Source organism: Vibrio sp. 03-59-1 (genome assembly GCF_013114135.1).
Taxonomy (GTDB): domain Bacteria; phylum Pseudomonadota; class Gammaproteobacteria; order Enterobacterales; family Vibrionaceae; genus Vibrio; species Vibrio cortegadensis.
The window spans coordinates 68,390-88,276 of sequence record NZ_VTYA01000004.1 but is presented as its reverse complement, the minus strand read 5'-3'; the positions used below and the strand labels follow the sequence as shown (position 1 = coordinate 88,276).

Sequence of the window (19,887 nt, the reverse complement as noted above, 5' to 3'; positions counted from 1 at the left end):
TTTTTAGTAAACATGCGAATTACGTCTTGATGTTCGACGAAAATAAGAGGATTATCCGAATCCCTCTATTTGTATCAATATGTAACCGGTGTTTGAAATGAATCAATTTGACTCTTTATTACCTCCACAAATGGCAGAACGAGCTGCAGAAGTTGGTGTCGGTAAAGCTACGAAAGATCCCATTAAATCTTTTTTACTGGCTATCACCGCGGGTTTGCATATTGGTATTGCTTTTGTGTTTTATACCACGATCACGACTGGTGCTGGCGATCTTCCTTGGGGGTTAACTCGTTTCATGGGTGGCGTAGCGTTCAGCTTAGGTTTGGTTTTGGTGATAATCACGGGTGGCGAGCTATTCACCAGTTCCGTTTTAACATTAGTCGCAAGAGCGAGTGGCAAGATCTCATGGGCAAGTTTATTTAAAAACTGGGTTGTGGTTTACGCTGGTAACTTGATTGGTGCTCTTTTGCTGGTGGGCATTATGCTTACTTCTAAACAATACATGTTCGACCATGGTCAAGTTGGTCTCAATACTATGCTGATCTCTCAACATAAGCTTCACCATGGCTTTTGGCAGGCAGTGGCTCTAGGCATCATGTGTAATGTCTTGGTTTGCGTGGCGGTGTGGATGACATTCAGTGGGCGCACCTTAACGGATAAAATCATCGTTATGGTTTTACCTGTCGCTATGTTTGTCTCTGCAGGTTTCGAGCACTGTATCGCCAATATGTTTCAGGTTCCAATGGCGATTGGAATTAAGAATTTTGCTTCTCCAGAATTTTGGCAAATGACAGGGATGAACCCCGCTGATTTTGCAGATTTGAATATGATAGGTTTCATTATCAACAACCTAATTCCTGTTACCCTTGGTAATATTATTGGGGGTGGGATTTTCGTTGGAATGGGCTATTGGCTGATCTATTTAAGAGATTAACCCTTACACGATATGAGCAGACTCTAGTGGAAATAGATATTAACGTGATATAGATATTAACGTGATATAGATATTAACTCGAAATAGATATTTACGTGAAATCACGCGATGAGCAACCCGCATTAACTGCGGGTTTTTTATTATATGAACAGTGTAGCAATATGATTTTTGGATGTTTTTTCTAATCTTATCCACAAAAGCTGTGGATAAAAGCATTAAAATTAGGTGAGTAACTCTAATTTTGATCTTGTTTATGGATAAATTGGATCTTTATTCGTCCTTGCTGCGTAAAGGTTTGGCGTAAGCAAAGCTGTAAAGTGAGAGTGATGGAGATCGACATCATGACAAAGATGGCAATCATAATCATCAGTTGATACTTAATGGAGACCATTGGACTTGCCCCTCCTAAAATCTGACCTGTCATCATTCCTGGAAGTGTGACCAGCCCTGTTGTTGCCATAGAAGCCATAATGGGAGCTAGCGATTTTTGCATGGCTGAGCGTATAAAACCACTAGACGCATAGTAGGGATGTGCACCCAGTGAGATCGCTGCTTCATATTCACTCTTACGTTCATTCAATGAGGTGAAAAAATTCTGTAAAGCGACAATGTTTCCACTAAGTGAGTTTCCTAAAAGCATACCCGCAATTGGAATGACAAACTGTGCACTATAGAGCGGTGTCGGTTGGATAATGACTAGGCATAATAAGATCATTAGGGGGCCTAACCCAACCGTTAGACCTAAGCATACCGGCAGAAACAGTGGCCGTTTAGGTAGCGAGGACTTACTCAATATCGCACTTGAACCAATTAAAATCATCAATATGACCCATGCGGTATTAACAATAACGTTATTCAAATGGAATAGGTATTCTAAATAAAATCCTATCAGAACTAGCTGAACTACCATCCTGATGATGCTGATCCCGGCTTCTTTGCCAAGCCCGAGTTGAAAGTAACGGTTGATTGCCAATGGAATGCTTAATGTTGTACAACATAAGCTTAAATCCCACCATGAAATTGCCACAATTCCTTCCATTATTCATCTCCATTTTTCCCGCAGCTATCATACAATACTTGTTAAATTCTTCAGCGAAAATTTATTGATTTAAAATTCATTTAAGGATGAAAATTGAACATTTCCCGGTCAATGCCTACTCTATTTACAGGTTGATTATTGCTAATCCTTAAGTGTTAGGTGGTCTTTGTTGCATATTTAAGTGTGGCATTTGTGTAAATATTTAATGACTTTGCAACAATATTAAATTGATATATTTGTTCACATGTTTACACATAAAAAAGCAAAAATACACAACTCGGTATGACGTCAAAAAAGTACGGAATAACAAGGTTTATCAGCGGTAATTCATTGAACCTTACCATTTGTATGGTCTAAAATTTTCACTAGAAATAGAAAAAAGTTTGGCTCATCCATAGAGCCTTCCGAAATTACTAAATACAAAATAGGCAAAATGTATGAGTGATGTTAATAAAATCGAAAGTAGCGAAAAACCTTCGTTGGAATGGAAATCTTTCCTTTTCATTGCTGTGGTTCTCTTTCCAGTATTGAGTGTTGCATTTGTTGGTGGTTACGGCTTCCTAGTATGGGCACTTCAAGTGTTCGTGATGGGTCCTCCTGGTGTTCACGGTTAAATCTGCCCGACCTTTTAATGCAACCAATTTTTAAGAGAGCAAATCATGAAATCCTTAATTTCTAAACTTTGGACGACAATGACTCGTCCAGCTGTGCACATCAGCTTAGGTGTGCTGACCATGGGCGGCTTCATTGCTGGCGTGATCTTCTGGGGTGGTTTTAATACTGCTCTTGAAGCAACCAATACAGAAGAGTTCTGTGTAAGTTGCCACACCATGCGTGATAACGTTTATGTAGAACTACAAGAGACGGTACACTGGAAAAACACATCTGGTGTTCGTGCCACTTGTCCTGACTGTCACGTTCCTCACGAATGGACCTCTAAAATCGCTCGTAAGATGCAAGCTTCTAAAGAAGTATTTGCTCAGATTTTTGGCGATTTAGATACGCCAGAAAAATTTGAAGAGCGTCGTATCGAATTAGCAAAACACGAATGGGATCGTTTCTCTGCAAACAAATCTCTAGAGTGTAAAAACTGTCACAACTACGATTCTATGGATTTTGAAAACATGCGTCCTACCGCTCGTATTCAAATGAAGAATGCGGCAGAGCGTGACCAAAGCTGTATTGATTGTCACAAAGGTATTGCTCACAACCTTCCTAAGGATATGGATAGTTCAGGCGGTATGATCAATGAGCTTGAAGCATTAGCGTCAAATACGGATTACTCAACAGGCAAAGACATTGTGAGTGTTCGTCACCTACCTGTTTACGAAGATGCAGAGATGACAGTAGAAGCTGGTCTTCTAAACCCAGCATCAAACGTGAAAGTGATTGCTGATAAAGGCGACATGATCCAAGTTGAGATTGCTGGTTGGCGTAAAGCGAAAGGCTTTGGTCGTGTAATTCAAGAAGACTTCGGTCTGAACATTGCGGTTGCTTCTCTTCTAAAAGATGCGGCACTTAGCGATGAAATTGTAGAAACATTCGAAAGAAAAGAAGACGATATGACTGGTCTTCCATGGCAACGTGTTACTGCGAAAGTTTGGATGAAGAAAGAAGCGATGCTAGGTGATATTACTCCTATCTGGGAAAAAGCAGAGCAAGCTTACAAAACGAACTGCTCTGTATGTCACACACAGCCAGATGAAGCTCACTTCACTGCTAACGGTTGGCCAGGTATGTTTGACGGCATGCTAGCGTTCGTAAACTTCGACAGAGACAGCGAAGCTCTTGTCTTGAAGTATCTTCAGAAGCACTCTTCAGATTTTTCTGAAGGCCACTAATAAGCGTTGGATGGAGTATTAAAACATGGCTATTACACGCAGAAGTTTTCTTAAAGGTGTAGCGACGACAAGTGCCGCATCTGTTATTGGTCCAAGCTTATTGGCATCAACAGCACACGCAGCAGAAACAACAGGAACGTGGAAGGTTTCAGGTTCTCACTGGGGCGCGTTCCGTGCTCACATCTATGCTGGTAAGGTTCAAGAGATCAAACCGCTAGAACTTGATTCACATCCGACAGAAATGTTGAATGGTATCAAAGGCATCATTTACAGCCCGTCACGTGTTCGTTACCCAATGGTACGTCTAGATTGGTTGAAGAAGCATAAATACAGCGGCGAAACTCGCGGTAACAACCGTTTCGTACGTGTGACTTGGGATGAAGCGTTAGATTTGTTCTACCGTGAGCTAGAGCGCGTTCAAAAAGACTACGGTCCTTGGGCTCTGCACGCTGGTCAAACTGGTTGGCGTCAAACTGGTCAGTTCCACAGCTGTACCAGCCACATGCAACGCTCAGTGGGTATGCACGGTAACTTCATTACTAAAGTAGGGGATTACTCTACGGGCGCAGGTCAAACGATTCTGCCGTACGTATTAGGTTCTACAGAAGTATACGCACAAGGTACATCTTGGTCTGAAATCCTAGAAAACAGTGACAACATTGTTCTTTGGGCAACCGATCCAGTGAAAAACCTACAAGTAGGTTGGAACTGTGCGACTCACGAAGCATTCCCTTACTTAGAGCAATTGAAAGATAAAGTCGCGAAAGGCGAAATTAATGTTCTTTCTGTTGACCCTGTGAAAAACAAAACACAGCGTTACTTGAACAACGACCATATGTACATTAACCCACAAACTGATGTGGCGTTCATGATGGCAGTGGCGCATGTTCTTTATAATGAAGATCTTTACGATAAGAAATTTATTGAAACTTACTGTTTAGGTTTTGATGATTTCATCGACTACGTGAAAGGCGAAACCAAAGATAAGATTGAAAAAACGCCAGAATGGGCGGCTGAAATCTGTGGTGTTGATGCTGATAAGATCCGCGAATTTGCACGCATGCTGGTTAACGGTCGTACTCAATTGTTATTTGGTTGGTGTATTCAACGTCAAGAGCACGGTGAGCAACCTTATTGGGCAGGTGCGGTAGTAGCGGCTATGGTTGGTCAAATTGGCCTACCTGGCGGCGGTATCTCTTACGGTCACCACTATTCAGGTATTGGTGTTCCTTCTACTGGTTTTGCGGCTCCTGGTGGTTTCCCACGTAACGTGGACCAAGGTCAAAAACCTAAGTGGGATAACAACGATTTTAACGGCTACAGCAAAACAATCCCTGTTGCTCGTTGGATCGACTGTCTACTCGAACCTGGAAAAGAGATCCGCTACAACGGCTCTAAAGTGAAACTGCCAGATTACAAAATGATGGTAATTTCAGGTAACAACCCTTGGCATCACCACCAAGATCGTAACCGTATGAAGCAAGCATTCCAAAAACTTCAAACGGTTGTGACGGTTGATTTTGCATGGACAGCAACATGTCGCTTCTCTGACATCGTATTGCCAGCATGTACTCAATTTGAGCGTAACGATATTGATGTTTACGGTTCTTACTCTGGTCGTGGCCTATTAGCTATGCATAAGCTTGTCGATCCTCTGTTCCAATCTCGTACAGATTTCGAGATCTTCACAGAGCTATCTCGCCGCTTTGGTCGTCATAAAGAGTACACTCGTGGAATGGATGAGATGGAGTGGGTACGTTCACTTTACTCTGATTGCCGTGATGCAAACAAAGGTAAGTTTGATATGCCTGAGTTTGATGAGTTCTGGGAAAAAGGCGTACTTGACTTTGGTACAGGCAAACCTTGGGTTCGCCATGCTGATTTCCGCCAAGATCCTGAGATTAATGCACTAGGTACACCTTCAGGTTTCATCGAAATCTCAAGCCGTACTATCGATCGTATGGGTTATGAGCACTGTCAAGGCCACCCAATGTGGTTCGAGAAAACAGAACGTTCACACGGTGGTCCAGGTTCTAAGAAGCACCCATTCTGGTTGCAATCTTGTCACCCAGACAAACGTCTTCACTCACAAATGTGTGAATCAGAAGATTTCCGTGCAACGTATTCTGTACAAGGTCGTGAGCCTGTTTACATCAACCCAGTTGATGCGAAAGCGAAAGGTATTAAAGATGGCGATTTAGTTCGCGTATTTAACGACCGTGGTCAGTTGATGGCAGGTGCGGTAATTTCTGAGTCTTTCCCTCGTGGTGTGATTCGTATTGAAGAGGGTGCATGGTACGGTCCTCTAAATGAGAAACCAGGTGCAATTTGTACTTACGGTGATCCAAATACGCTGACGCTAGACTTAGGCTCATCTGAACTTGCTCAAGCGACATCTGCGAATACTTGTATCGTAGACTTTGAGAAATTCAAAGGTAAAGTACCGCCAGTAACATCATTTGGTGGTCCAATCGAAGTGGCATAAGCCGTTCTCGATTAGTAAGTCATAAGTAGTAAGTAACAAACGAAAGTCCGTCTAGCTCTATCAATAGAGCGTGGCGGGCTTTTTGTTTATGTGTCAAAAAGTAAAAGTGTCAGTGAACCTGTGATTGTTCTATTTTTAGTCAAGTTGACGAAAACCGTATTTTTCCGCGAAATATGCGTGAGTTTATGCAGCAAAAGCTTGTCAATAATTGAGATCATGGTAATTTTGTCCCACATTCATTTTTAGGATTATTTGATATGCCAAAGGCAAGTGATATTAAAAAGTTCGCCGCAATCGAACATAATGGTAAAGTTTTTCTTGTTAAAGAAATCAACAAGTTAACGCCAAGTGGCCGTGCGGGTGCAAGCCTTTACAGAATGCGCCTTTATGATGTAACAACAGGTGCAAAAGCTGATGAGAGCTTTAAAGCCGATGAGATGATTAATCTTGCTGACTTTAGCCGTCGCCAAGTATCGTTCTCTTACATTGATGGTGATGAATACGTGTTCATGGACAATGAAGACTACACACCATACAACTTCAACAAAGATTCAATTGAAGAAGAGCTTTTATTCATCACTGAAGAAGTTCAAGGTCTTCAGGTGCTTATGGTTAACGATAGCCCTGTAGCTATCGAACTACCTTCTGCAGTTGAACTTTTAATTGTTGAAACAGACCCTTCAATCAAGGGCGCGTCTGCAAGTGCACGCACAAAACCTGCGACTCTAACAACAGGTCTAACAGTACAAGTTCCTGAGTACATTGCGAACGGCGATAAAATCAAAGTTAACACTGCCGATCACAAATACATGAGCCGCGCATAATCGCAGCCAACAGTATTTACGTGAACTAGCATCACGGACAGCAGACACATTTAGCCATTTTGGATCTTTTTCAAAGTGGCTTTTTTATACCAAATATTCAGTTCGAAGGCATAAAGACCCTACATATTTGACATCATATTGACTAAATTATCGGCAAGTATCCTCATTAGATTTATACTCATTAGAAGTTTGGCAAATCTTAACTCAAAGCGTGATCAAGTTAGTATTTAGTGCATTTGTTCAATTAGACAAAGATCAATCTTACATGCTCTAATCGAATCTTAATTCATGCATATGCAGTTGTATTTTGGGCGTTTACGCTATTTGGTGTACCTATGAGAGAAATTATTACGTTACCTTGCTCACGTGAACTTGAGCCGATTCAGTCTGATGTCAATTGTCGACATGAAGACAAACAAATTTGGTTTAAATACATAGGAATTCATAACTCACCACTACCTACCTATTTTCCCTTGATCCAGACCAGCTGCAATTTTGAACGCAGTGCGACAGTTATTGGCGATGGATATCAGATGTTGGCTCAAACTGGTGGTACCGTTGACCAACCGATTGATATTGGTCGTTGCCCTGATAACGATGCCAGTTACCGAATCTACCCTCAAAATGCAGCCAAGCGGTATTACAATTATTTGGTTCTTGAAGAGTCGAATGGCTATACCCTGTTTGGTTTTACAAGTTGCCAACGTTTCGCCGGTTTTTTTGAAATCATCGAGGGAGAAAATGGGCTGGAAATAATAGCCAGTATCGATGGTGAAGGCAGCCAACCGCAAACATGGGAAAATAACAATCTCGAATCCATCACCATCCTAACTGGGTCATCCTTAGCCGAACTGTACACTGAATATGGTGAACTGATTGCGCAGCACCATAAGCCGCGTTTAGGTGTCAATCAGAAAGCGCCGGTCGGGTGGTGTTCTTGGTATGCCTATTATGCTGAGGTCACTGAACAGAATATTCAGCTTAATGTTGACCATATGAAGGGTGATTTAGATAATCTTGAGTGGGTGTTGCTCGATGATGGTTACCAAGCCTTTATGGGGGATTGGTTAACGCCATCAGACAAATTCACTAATGGTGTAAAAGAGCTGATTCAAAGTATTAAAGAAAAAGGAAAGAAACCTGCGATCTGGATGGCGCCCTTTATTGCTCAGCCAGAATCTGAAGTTTTCCGTAATCATCCAAACTGGTTTGTGAAAGATGAGCAAGGCAACTTACTGAAAGCTGAAGATGTCACTTATGGTGGCTGGAGATGCACACCTTGGTATATTTTGGATACATCTCATCCAGAAGTGAAAGCACATTTGACTCATATCGTAAAAACGATGCGTGAAGAGTGGGGCGTTGAATTATTCAAGCTTGATGCTAACTACTGGGGAACATTGAAAGGTAAGCGTTATCAACCCGGCGTAACAGGTGTTCAAGCTTACCGAATGGGGATGGAAGCGATTGCTAAAGGGGCTGGTGATGCTTGGTTGCTTGGTTGTAATGCACCAATGTGGCCATCGTTAGGTTTAGTCGATGCAATGAGGGTTTCTGATGATGTAGAGCGACACCCTCATCGGTTTGAACAAATAGCGAAAGAGACCTTTTATCGAAGTTGGCAGCATCGCAAACTCTGGCAGATAGATCCAGATTGCGTCACATTAACCTCTTTACCGAACCAAACGACAGATCGCAAAAGTTATAATTTTCATCGAGATGTTTGCCTCGCAAGTGGTGGTTTACTGCTGTCTGGTGATCCACTGCCAGAATTAACTCCCTATGCTCAGCGTTCGTTGAGTAAGCTGATAATAAGGCATAAACATAGCCAGCAAGCGGCCGAGTTCTCTTCATTATCATTAAATCACGCCGTACTGAATTTAACTGAGCATAATCATCTTCATTGCTTATTTAACTATCATGGTGATGAGAAAGAGTTCACATTGGCTTCTGATCATCCAGTGCATTGGTATCACTATTGGACAGGTGAAAAACTGAGTGAGCAACCGACTCAGATTTTCCAATTTACGTTACCCGCAGGATTGACGAGCCAGGCAATTGTCACGGCAGAGTAACGATGACCTAAAGACCGATTACTTTTCGGTTCCTTAGTGAATCGGAAATAATTAATGTTGAAATAGTTAATATTGAAAAAGCGAAAAGCAGCCATATCAGTGGCTGCTTTTTTATCGCAAGAACGAAATTTTAGATATTGAATCTCGAACTTGGAACCAATTTCTAAAACAGAGTTGGCCTTAAATCTCGAACAAAAAGTAGTACCCATAGCCAACAATGAGAGCGGGTATTGCGGAATATAGAGTGGCGACCATGGCTGCTTTTGGAGCGAGAGCTATCGCTGGAAACAGCGCATCGCCATCATTTGAAATCGCATTAGCCATTTGGGTGGAGAAGGGGACTGCTCCTGAAATGTACATGCTAGTGATTAAGATTTGAGGCCCACATCCGGGTAACATTCCAACCGCGAGTCCGATTAGAGGCATAAAAGCTCCCCAACCAGAAAATGCGCTATGGAGATCAACTTGCGTAAAGTACGTCGTTAATTCAAAAACTAGGAAGGCGATAATCACCCATGCACTCACAAAGTTGGTGTCTTGTGCAGCCTTTTGAATTGGGTGGGAGGTGATACATTTTTTGTCTTCCGATACCGTCGACTCGTAATCATGAAGTTCTTCTGTCAAAGCCCAAAGACTCATTGTTGTCACTGATAGCATGGCTCCAATCCACTCGATGGAAAGGTCAGGTAGAGAAAGCAGAGCGTTGATATCAACTTGAAATGAGCCTAAAACCGCAATTATGCTCGCGGGAACCAATAACCATTCCCAAAATGCTCCTTGCAGGTTAATTGCCCTTTGTTGCAGTGGAGATGGCTTGAGTTTTTTCGAGCAGGTAGACAGCGTGCTGCTTAGTTTCTTTTGGCGTTCGGGACGTAAAAAATCATCGGCGTGAAAATGGTTTACGACTAAACCTGAAATGGTTCCGACAATCACCCCTAATACAATAATGCCGAACCCTGTTGAAGGTTGGCTCGCAAGCAGGAGAAATGCCGCATCTCCCATTGTAGAGGTTAACACCGCAACAATAGCGCCAAACCCTACGCGACCACTGATAAATTGAGTGGTGACAACAATAGCGCCACCACACCCAGGTAACGCCCCTAGCAGCGCAGAGAAAAAAACCTGATAGTGTCTAGAGCCTTGATATAGTTTAGTAATTTTATTGGTTTTACTTATAAATTGAGAAATGTAGTGATAAATAGCAAGAGTCAATGCCACATAGCAAGAGACCGCCCAGAAAGCATCAGATAATGTAGCAACAGTAATATCTCGTGTATTCTCAACTGAGAGTAAAGTGATCAGGGCAATAGGCAGAATCAATCGCTTATGAGAGATTTTAAACTGAGAGACAGAAAACAATCTTGTTGATGATAGATGCTTGAGTAATTCCATAATACTGACCAATTCAGATGAGACTGTAATTACTATATACGAATGAGAATGATTATCAATAATAATTGTCAAATTTGGAGAAACAGCCCTACACTTATTAGTGAGAATAAGCATGTTTCGGCAATCAACCGATTAATAAGATGGATCTTAAGAGATTCTCTGTTTGTTTTTTGAACATTTTTTTACATGATTAATTCGCCCAAACTCATGATCTGATCCAAAAAATCAGGTAAAGTATCGCCCATTGTGAGAATTTGCTTATCTACATTGTAGGTAGGTTATAAAAATAGATATTGATAGGAAGAGAAATGATTCTAGTTGTTGGTCATAAAAACCCAGATAGCGATAGTATTTGTAGTGCACTAGTAGCGACTGAGCTGCTTAAAGCTCGTGGTCTTGAAGCGCAACCAATCCGTCAGGGTGAAATCAACCGTGAAACACAGCACATTCTTGAAGTGGCTGGAGCGACGTCTCCTGAGCTTCGAACTTCAGTTGCGGGTGAAAAAATCTGGCTAGTCGATTATTCAGATCTTGCTCAAGCACCGGATGATGTGGCTGACGCAGAAATCCTAGGTATTGTCGATCACCACCGTTTAGGCGATGTGATGACGGTAAACCCAATGGAAGCTTGGATCTGGCCTGTAGGTTGTACTAACACCGTTCTATTCAATATGTTCAAAATTGAAGGACATGCTATTTCTCAACAAATTGCAAAATTAATGATGTCTGCGATTCTTTCTGACACAGTAGGCTTTGCGTCTCCAACATGCACGCAAAAAGATAAAGATGCGGTTGCTGAACTTGCAGAAATTGCAGACGTTCAAGATGTTGATGCGTTCATCAAAGATCTATTGATTGCGAAAACAAACATCGAAGGCCTTTCAGCGGCTGAATTGGTAGAGAAAGATTTAAAAGGTTACCCGTTTAACGGCCGTGACGTTGTCGTTGGTCAAGTTGAGCTTGCAACACTTGAGCAAGTAGACGGTATGATTGAAGCGCTTGAAGCTGACCTTGTTCGTCGTTGCGAAGAAGACAAATTGGCTTTTGCTGCTGTGATGCTGACGGATATCACCACGGCTCAAACTCGACTTATCTACAAAGGTGAGTGGGCTGAAAAATTAGCGAAGCACGAAGTTAACGGCATGCTAATGATGGAAAATACTCTTAGCCGTAAAAAGCAAGGCTGGCCTTGGCTTCAAGGTGAGCTAGTTTAATTACAAACTACTATTAGTGATTAGAAAGGGGTTGGCGTAATCGTCAGCCCTTTTATTTTTTAAATCTTCAATCGAGAACTCGTTATGTCAAAGTCTTTAGATGCTTCACAAATTGATGCCATTAATAAATACGACGAAGAAAAGCGTTTTAAATACTGTGTTAAAGAGATCGTTGCAAACCGTGAAGTTTGGATTCTAACGGATGAGCACGGTTGTGTGATGCTAAATTCAGAAGAAGAAGATTGTGTGCCAGTATGGCCAAATCAAGAATTCGCTCAAGCGTGGGCCACTGGTGAATGGGAGGCTTGCAAAGCAGAAGCTATTTCACTTAACAAATGGCACAGTCGCTGGACCGTCGGATTAGAAGATGACGAACTGGCTGTTGTTGTTTTTCCAAATGAAAAAGAAGAAGGGGTAATTTTATTCCCTGATGAATTTGATTTTGAACTTAAAAAACAAGCGTCACGTCGCTAGTTAAACATGAGTCAAAACAAGATATTATTGTTGTCGATTGTTTAGATCCAATAGGTGGAGATGCGTCTCTATTTATTGGATTACATTGCGTTAATTAAGTTTTATATCATTAGTGATATTTAATAAAATAAATTAAAATCAATAAGTTAGATCCTAATTCCATTCTGTAAACATATTTTCATCGCCTATTATTATTGCCGCTAATATCACTGTGAAGCATCAGATTGAAGTTCAACTCAGTATTGATCTTAAGCTACTTTTTACAGCAGGAATAATAATATGAAGAAAAATCCCCGCCAAATTAAAAGATGGTCAAAAAACTTGATCACGACAATAGGATTGACCAGCTGCACCCTTATTGCGAATGCCACTTACGCACAAGATGTGATGACGATTGACCAGCCTGAAAACTATATTCATGACGTATGGTTGCGTGATAATGACAGACTAAACCACTTTACTAGCAAAACCTTTTATCCTTCAAATGTACTAAGAATTACAGCAACAGATGACTATCTAACTCTGTTCAATGATGCGCCACTTGTGTTCACTAATATGGTGTATGTTGCAAAACTGGCCAATGGTACTACCGTTGATCTTTTAAATGTCTCTTCACTGCCTGCGATTTCAGAACTCCGTTTTACACACCCTATTCATTCTGGATTCTTAGAGTACCAAATAACAGGCACTGAAGAGTTGGTCACGCTAACAGCAGATGATTTTATTGATGCTACGTATGACTACATTCCACAAGATAAAGATCAGCAAAATGCTCGTCCTAACTTATCGACTATCTCATTTAAATTTAGATCTCGATTATTTCATCAGGAGGACTTCAAATTAACTTCTAGTGTTAAATGGCGTCCAGAAACGCCCAATGCGATGAGATATATGCTTGGGGCTATTATTAATTGGTCGAAAATTGTAGGTTCAGAAGAATTTGAGCAAGCATGGATGGATACCCCATTCTTAAATGTGAAAGCGGCTAACCCTGCATATAAATGGAATACTGAAACTGATTATGCCGAGTTAAGCGAGAAAGGGCGAGAATACTATGACGAGGCTTTTTCTCGTTATGATCATGACTATGGCAAATTCTATTCAAATGATACAAAAGAATGGCGTTTGAACACGCTGCGTTCACGGTATTATAACTACACAGAAACTGGCGGCGGAGGCTGGGGAGGCGGTGCCACGCTAGGTGTCAGTGCAGCAAGAGGCTTTTTTAATGGACATTTCTTGTATGATGAACGAGCTGCTGAACATTATGACGCAAAAAAATGGTATGGCTTACCCGATCAAAATGGGACAAACACAACAATATTTAATCATGGCATGGAGATCTACTCACACGAAGCGGGTCATACAATCGGTGGTGGTCACTATGATAACTTCTGCAACGAATACAGTGATTGGGGTATAAACCCACTAACCAAAATTTTCTTAGCTGGCTTTATTAAAGATGGGAAAATGTTAATCAATGAAGACAATATCATTGAACGTAATTTGCTTTGGGAGTCCAATAGAAAAGATAAACGACCGAATTCAGCCGCTCCATTTAATAACTCATGGCAGCCAATAGAATGGGGTGGTATATGGGGGCATCACAATATAGAGCTACCATATCCAAACAAAACAATGGATATAGATTCGAACTATATTGAATTATTTAGGAAGTATGTTGAAGCCCATAATGAAGGGAAAGGCTTGGAGTACTTGAAAACACTTCCATTTAACCAAGATGTTAAATATCACCCAGAAGGTGCCCCAAAAACGGAGTTATCTGATTTCCAACGCCAAGGTAAATATACTCAGTTTGGTGAGCGGACACTTACCAATGTGGCGCTAAATAAGCCAGTAAGTGCAACGACTGCCCGTAGTCATAGCCCTGTAGTGAATTCAGTGGATGGTGATACATCGACACGATTTATCTCTAGTAGGAATCAAAATCAAGAGCTAACGATTGATCTGACAAAAGAAACAGCGGTAAGATCAATTGTCGTACATGGTGTAGAGAGAGAGCGCTACAAGCACAGAATGAATGGTGCCGTAGTTAGTGCGTACGATGAAAGCCATAATTTGATTTGGCAATCTGAACCAATGGCAGTGCAAGAAGGGGATGAACAAGTGTTTGTTTATAACTTTGCTGCGCCATTGGCAAACGTCTACTACGTTAAATTCCGAACGGATAGCAAAAATATTGAAGTGAATGAAATTGAGGTATTTGAATAGGCTTACTGAACGGTAACTTTCCGATACCTATAGAAAGTATTCATTAACTGATAAACCCCTGTTGGCAAGCTAACAGGGGTTTTTACTATTGATAACCTAAACCTAAACCTAGATCTTAATACAGAGATTTTGGCGTTAATGATTTGGCGCTTTATAGAAATGGCTTTCAACCAAACGTTGGGTAATTTGGTGGCTTGGGTTGGTCAATACCTCGTGAGTGTCGCCAGATTCAACAACTTCACCTTTATCCATTACCATAATTTGGTCGGTAATATGTTTCACGATCCCAATATGTTGAGAGACATAAATAAAAGAGACGCCCATCTCTTCTTGAAGTTCAAGAAATAGGTTAATGATCTGCGAACGCATCGCCATGTCCAAACCATTAAGAGCTTCATCTGCAACAATAATGGAAGGTTGAAGGATTAACGCTCTTGCCAAGCATACTCTCTGCTTCTGGCCTGTTGCGAGCATTTGCGGATAAAAATAAGCATGCTCTGGAAGTAGACCAACTCTTAGCAACGTGTCTTTTACGCGGCGCATTCTCGCTTCAGGAGGCATGTTGGTATTTCGCTTCAGAGGCCCCTCCAGAATTCGACCGATTTGGATTCTTGGGTTCAACGACGTATTCGGATCTTGGAAAATCATTCGAATAAGCTTGCAGCGCGTTGAATAATCTTTGTGTTCTAACTTTTCGCCATTGACACGAATTTCGCCTGAGGTTGGTTCAATCATTCCCGAAAGCATTCTTGCAATTGTCGATTTACCTGAGCCATTTTGACCGATAAAACCAATCGTTTGACCCGCTTCTAAGCTAAAACTTACGGGTTTAACAGCCTGATGTATTTTCTTTCGAAATAGGCCTGAACGCGTTACGAAATCTTTTGAAAGACCGTCAACTTCAAGTAATGCACTCATGATTTTTTATCCATGTTGAGTGGGAAGTGGCAACTGAACTTATGATTTTTGATTCGTCTTGCATAAGGGATTTCAACACATTGTCTTTGTGCGTATGGACAACGAGGCCCGAGTCGACAACCAATAGGCAAGTGCTGAAGGGGTGGTATTGAACCAGGAAGAGATTGAAGTTTCTCTTTGTGTGGGATCCACTCTCCAAAATCGGGCATCGCCTTAAGTAAAGCAACCGTATAAGGATGTTTCGGTACATCAAGGATTTTTCTTGTATCGGCAGACTCAACCGATTGCCCACAATACATAACCGTAATGCGGTTGGCCCATTGGGTGATGGTCGTTAAATCATGGCCAATAAGAACAATCGTTGTGTTATTAATTTGGTTCATACGGCTCAGCAAACGCAAAATCTGAGATTGAGTGATTGGATCTAAGTCGTTGGTTGGTTCATCAGCAATCAATAATTTTGGCTTGGTTGCAATCGCCATCGCAATCATGATTTTCTGACACTCACCATCCGTCAATTCATATGGGTAGCTGCCCATAATTCGAGTATGTTCTTTTATGCCCACTTTATGCAGCAGTGCAATGGCTTGCTTTTTACGCCATTTGAAACGCTCCCACCATTTGCCATCAAATGACTTTGAAGGGATCGATTCAATCAATTGCTTGCCAACTTCTTCGGAAGGGTCTAGGCATGTTGAGGGCTCTTGGAATATCATCGCAATATCTCGTGAAATAACTCTTCGACGCTCTCTTGGAGTGAGTTGCAATAGATCAATACTACCCATGCGCATGCGGTCAGCCGTCACTTTCCAATTATCTTTACATACACCAACAATGGCTTTTGCGACTAAGCTTTTTCCTGAACCTGACTCTCCCACAAGCCCACGAATTTCACCTTCATTCAAGGTTAAACTCATACGATCAACCGCCTTAACGGTTCCTTGAGGCGTTTCAATTTCGATCGTTAAATGTCGAATATCTAGTAATGGCATTATTCGATTCCTGCATTAAGAGCTTGTCGGACACCTTCACCAACTAAGTTAATGATAATAACCGCAAACATGATCGCAAGACCTGGAAGCGTGACAGTCCAAGGTGCAAGGTAGATGAGTTCAACAGAGTCACCTAAAATTGCCCCCCATTCTGTGCTTGGGGCTTGAGCGCCTAAACCTAAGAACCCTAGAGCGGTAATGTCTAAAATTGCGATGGAAAGTGCCAACGTACTTTCGGCGGCAATGACAGTTAATACGTTAGGTAAAATGGAGTTCCACAGCAGGTAAAAGTCGTTTGCACCGTCGAGTCGGGCTGCCATGATGTAATCTTTTTCAACTTCGTTATGTACAGCAATATAGATTGAGCGAATAAACCGCGGAACAAGAGCTAAACCTATAGCAAGCAGAATGTTGAACTCACCAAAACCAAGGAAAGCCACAAAAATAATCGCAAGTAGCAGAGACGGTATCGACATCACGGTATCAAGTAGGTGATTGAGCGTACTTGAAAGTAACCCTTTAGTCATACCGGCAAATACACCAACAATGCAGCCAATGACTCCGGCAATGGTGGTAATGATGATAGCTGCGCCAAACGTGAGCTGAGAACCGATGATCAGTCGCGACAAAATATCCCGCCCCAGATCGTCTGTACCTAAAAAATATTCAACGGTTCCAGCAGGGTTCCAAGATGGTGGAATGAGCAACTCCCCCGTTTGAGCTTGTGCATCATGAGGGGCTAGCCAAGGAGATAAAAGAGTGACTAAGATTAAAAATAGCAGGCACCATAGACCAAACATCGCCAAACTGTTGGCTTTGTAGCTGCGCCAAAAACGCTCAAATTGCGTTGGAATCTGTTCTTCTTGATAAACACTACTTGTTAGCATACCACTCTTTCCTTACTAGAGGGTTGATCATCGCACCCACAAGATCTGACAGAATATTTGCAGTGAGAACTAGAGTTGCCACGACGATCACGCCCGCCTGAATAGAGACATAATCTTGATTGGATAAAGCATCAAGCAGCCAACGACCAATACCGGGCCAATTAAAAATGGATTCAGTAATAATCGCCAGCGTCAGCATACTTGATAGCTGCACACCAAATTTAGGAATGATTGGTGGAATGGCATTTCTGAGTACATGTTGAGTGACGATTTCGTGGCTTGTTAGACCTTTGATACGTGCGGCTCGAATATAGTTTTGAGTCATCACTTCCGCGACCGATGCGCGCATAAGACGAATAACTTGCGTTGTCGGCGCTAATGCCAAAACCAAGCAAGGCAAAATCATATGCTCTAAAACACTTTGCAAGGCATGGGCACGGTAATTACCCTTTGCCATGAATGCATCGATGATGGCGAAACCTGTGACATGGTCAATTTCGTAAAGTAAATCGTAACGCCCAGCGACAGGAAACATCTCAAAGTGAAGAGAAAAAACCATGATCATGAGTAGGGCAACCCAAAAAATAGGCGCAGAGTACCCAGACATGGAGGTGAATGAGATTGCGGTATCAATCCACTTGCCTTGGCGCATTCCTGCTAACGTCCCAAGTGGAATGCCCACAAACAGTGAAAGAATAAAGGCGACTAAGCACAATTCCAGAGTTGCAGGGAAAACAACCGCTAATTCCGTGCTGATTAAAACACCGCTTTTATTCACGCCAAAGTTGAGCTGGATGAGCTCTTGAATGTAGGAGAACCAACCTAGCCAAAATTCTTGTAGCGCCCAGTGAGACGTTGTATCTAGACGAAGCAGTGAATAACCCACGATGGTTAATATTGCTAAAGTAATGATAAAGAGATTAAGCCTACGAACCGTATACCAAAACATCTATTCGCTCCTCTCGACTAAATCAAATGGTTGAACGTTAAAAGGATTGACGCGAAAGCCAGATAACGATTTATCATGAACTTGGAATTGAACACCGTGAGCGAGAGGAATGACTGGGAATTCTTCATTCAAAATATTTTGAGCCTGTTTATATAGATTAAAGCGATAACGCTGTTCATTTGCCTCTAAAGCCAGATCGAGTAAAAAGTCAAAATCAGAATTACACCACATTGAAACATTCAGCCCAGCACGTTCCGAGCCGCATGAAAGAAGAGGGCGTAAAAAGTTATCAGGATCACCCGTGTCACCAATCCAGCCAGTTAAAAGCAAGTCGAAATCCGAAATGTTGGTTAATTCTGTTCGATTAAAACGATCATCCGTTAACAGATTAAGCTTAATGCCAATATCGGCAAAATTAGCCTGTATCAACTCGGACGTCTTACGTGGGCTAGGGTTGTATGCTCTCGGTTCTAGAGGAACCCACATAGAGAGTTCAAGGCCAGAGTCAACCCCCGCTTCTCGCAGTAAAGCCAGTGCGTAATTCTTATCGTAGCGAATTTGGACGGTATCTTTTTGGTAAGCCCAAGAGTTCGGTGGTAGTAGAGTGTATGCCTTGCTACCTGTTCCGTAATACACTGAATCTAAAATATTTTGACGGTTGATAGCCAGATTTAACGCTTTTCTTACGCGAGGATCATTCAATGCTTCATGAGTGGTATTTAACGCTATAAAAGAGACATTCATTGCGGGCTTTGCGGTCAACTCTAAATCCGCTTGCTTTTGGATAATAGGGATCTGGCTTGAAATCGGCGAGCTTAAAACATCGCACTCTTTACGCAGTAATTTGGCGAGAGTTCCTGTGCCTCTATGGGAGATGTCAAACACCACTTGATCCATTTTTACCTCACCACGCCAATAATTATCGTGCTTTTTAAGACGGATCAAATCATTGACTTGGTATTCATCTAAATAGAATGGCCCACTTCCAATAGGGTGCGAATCTATCTGGTTTTTCTCATCTTTTGCAGCCAATTCACGCCCATATTCGGCGGAAAGAATAACGGAATGGCTGGTCGAGATATTGGATAAAAATGAATTATCAGCACGGCTTAGCGTAAATTTAACCGTGTGTTCATCGAGCGCTTGTACATCAACAAGAAGATTTTGGAAATCAAGACTAGTGAACCAAGGATACGCACTCTGACCAACAAGGTGAAAAGGGTGGTTAGGATCAATAATACGTCGAAAACTGAATACCACATCATTGGCATTCATAGCACGAGTAGGAGTAAACCAATCTGTTGTTTGGAACCAAACATTATTACGTAAGGTAAACGTATACTCAGTGCCATCGTCATTGGTTGTCCAACTGGTTGCGATGTTTGGCGTAGGTTGAAGTGTTTCAGGATCAAGCTGAAGCAGAGTATCAAATATCTGTGGGCTAAGTGCATCGGCAGTGATGCCACTGTCGATCAGTTGTGGATTAAAGGTACTAGGGTTACCTTGGCCACAAAATACGAATCCGTTCTGACGAATTTCGTTGTGGTCAATCTCTTCACCACAGCCAGAAAGTAGGCTTAAAGTGAATAATCCAAAGGTAAGTTTTAAGAGTGCTTTCATAGAAAGAAATT

At 41.8% G+C, this 19,887-nt stretch carries 16 protein-coding genes; 9 read left to right on the top strand and 7 right to left on the bottom strand.

The features are described 5' to 3' along the window. Positions 1-97 precede the first annotated feature (97 nt). On the top strand, positions 98-934 hold the full coding sequence (gene focA / locus F0249_RS05195) for a formate transporter FocA (RefSeq protein WP_017054719.1): 837 nt from the start codon (positions 98-100) through the stop codon (positions 932-934). Positions 935-1,169: 235 nt separating this feature from the next. Here focA and F0249_RS05190 read toward each other — a convergent pair whose 3' ends face one another. Then, complete coding sequence (locus F0249_RS05190; protein ID WP_171756062.1) at positions 1,170-1,973, bottom strand: ABC transporter permease; 804 nt, start codon at positions 1,971-1,973, stop codon at positions 1,170-1,172. A gap of 437 nt (positions 1,974-2,410) precedes the next feature. On the opposite strand from F0249_RS05190, the gene torE reads away from it, so the two are divergent. The 5 genes from torE (at position 2,411) to F0249_RS05165 (ending at position 9,198) form a co-directional block, all read left to right on the top strand. After that, positions 2,411-2,587 carry a trimethylamine N-oxide reductase system protein TorE gene (gene torE, locus F0249_RS05185; RefSeq protein ID WP_017054721.1) on the top strand — a complete coding sequence of 59 codons (177 nt, stop codon included), beginning with the start codon at positions 2,411-2,413 and terminating at the stop codon, positions 2,585-2,587. Between the two features lie 45 nt (positions 2,588-2,632). Next, on the top strand, positions 2,633-3,814 hold the full coding sequence (gene torC / locus F0249_RS05180; RefSeq protein ID WP_017054722.1) for a pentaheme c-type cytochrome TorC: 1,182 nt from the start codon (positions 2,633-2,635) through the stop codon (positions 3,812-3,814). A 25-nt stretch (positions 3,815-3,839) separates the two neighbouring features. Next, complete coding sequence (gene torA / locus F0249_RS05175; RefSeq protein WP_171756061.1) at positions 3,840-6,299, top strand: trimethylamine-N-oxide reductase TorA; 2,460 nt, start codon at positions 3,840-3,842, stop codon at positions 6,297-6,299. Between the two features lie 257 nt (positions 6,300-6,556). Continuing rightward, complete coding sequence (gene yeiP, locus F0249_RS05170) at positions 6,557-7,123, top strand: elongation factor P-like protein YeiP (RefSeq protein WP_017054724.1); 567 nt, start codon at positions 6,557-6,559, stop codon at positions 7,121-7,123. A gap of 335 nt (positions 7,124-7,458) precedes the next feature. After that, entirely contained in the window at positions 7,459-9,198 is a 1,740-nt protein-coding gene (locus tag F0249_RS05165) for a glycoside hydrolase family 36 protein (protein WP_171756060.1), read from the top strand. 180 nt (positions 9,199-9,378) lie between these two features. On the opposite strand, the gene F0249_RS05160 is transcribed toward F0249_RS05165, so the two are convergent. After that, complete coding sequence (locus F0249_RS05160) at positions 9,379-10,590, bottom strand: putative manganese transporter (RefSeq protein ID WP_171756059.1); 1,212 nt, start codon at positions 10,588-10,590, stop codon at positions 9,379-9,381. 308 nt (positions 10,591-10,898) lie between these two features. Between F0249_RS05160 and F0249_RS05155 the strand changes: the two genes are divergently transcribed. The 3 genes from F0249_RS05155 to F0249_RS05145 all read left to right on the top strand — a co-directional run bounded on the left by F0249_RS05155 (position 10,899) and on the right by F0249_RS05145 (position 14,510). Beyond that, positions 10,899-11,804 carry a manganese-dependent inorganic pyrophosphatase gene (locus F0249_RS05155; RefSeq protein WP_017054727.1) on the top strand — a complete coding sequence of 302 codons (906 nt, stop codon included), beginning with the start codon at positions 10,899-10,901 and terminating at the stop codon, positions 11,802-11,804. A gap of 84 nt (positions 11,805-11,888) precedes the next feature. After that, entirely contained in the window at positions 11,889-12,278 is a 390-nt protein-coding gene (locus F0249_RS05150; protein ID WP_171756058.1) for a DUF2750 domain-containing protein, read from the top strand. A 279-nt stretch (positions 12,279-12,557) separates the two neighbouring features. Further along, positions 12,558-14,510 carry a hypothetical protein gene (locus F0249_RS05145; RefSeq protein ID WP_136995653.1) on the top strand — a complete coding sequence of 651 codons (1,953 nt, stop codon included), beginning with the start codon at positions 12,558-12,560 and terminating at the stop codon, positions 14,508-14,510. 135 nt (positions 14,511-14,645) lie between these two features. Here the strand turns inward: F0249_RS05145 and F0249_RS05140 are convergent, their stop codons facing one another. From F0249_RS05140 to sapA, 5 genes are read right to left on the bottom strand one after another with little or no spacing between them, the layout of a single operon-like run. Further along, positions 14,646-15,428: an ABC transporter ATP-binding protein gene (locus F0249_RS05140; RefSeq protein ID WP_017054729.1), complete on the bottom strand. Its 783-nt coding sequence runs from the start codon at positions 15,426-15,428 to the stop codon at positions 14,646-14,648. Then, positions 15,425-16,420 carry an oligopeptide/dipeptide ABC transporter ATP-binding protein gene (locus tag F0249_RS05135; RefSeq protein ID WP_017054730.1) on the bottom strand — a complete coding sequence of 332 codons (996 nt, stop codon included), beginning with the start codon at positions 16,418-16,420 and terminating at the stop codon, positions 15,425-15,427. The genes F0249_RS05140 and F0249_RS05135 overlap by 4 nt, the downstream gene beginning before the upstream one ends. After that, complete coding sequence (gene sapC / locus F0249_RS05130) at positions 16,420-17,307, bottom strand: putrescine export ABC transporter permease SapC (RefSeq protein ID WP_017054731.1); 888 nt, start codon at positions 17,305-17,307, stop codon at positions 16,420-16,422. Before sapC ends, F0249_RS05135 begins: the two co-directional genes overlap by 1 nt. Then, positions 17,294-18,256 carry an ABC transporter permease subunit gene (locus F0249_RS05125; RefSeq protein ID WP_017054732.1) on the bottom strand — a complete coding sequence of 321 codons (963 nt, stop codon included), beginning with the start codon at positions 18,254-18,256 and terminating at the stop codon, positions 17,294-17,296. The genes sapC and F0249_RS05125 overlap by 14 nt, the downstream gene beginning before the upstream one ends. After that, positions 18,257-19,876 carry an ABC transporter substrate-binding protein SapA gene (gene sapA / locus F0249_RS05120; protein WP_029203576.1) on the bottom strand — a complete coding sequence of 540 codons (1,620 nt, stop codon included), beginning with the start codon at positions 19,874-19,876 and terminating at the stop codon, positions 18,257-18,259. Positions 19,877-19,887: the final 11 nt, after the last annotated feature.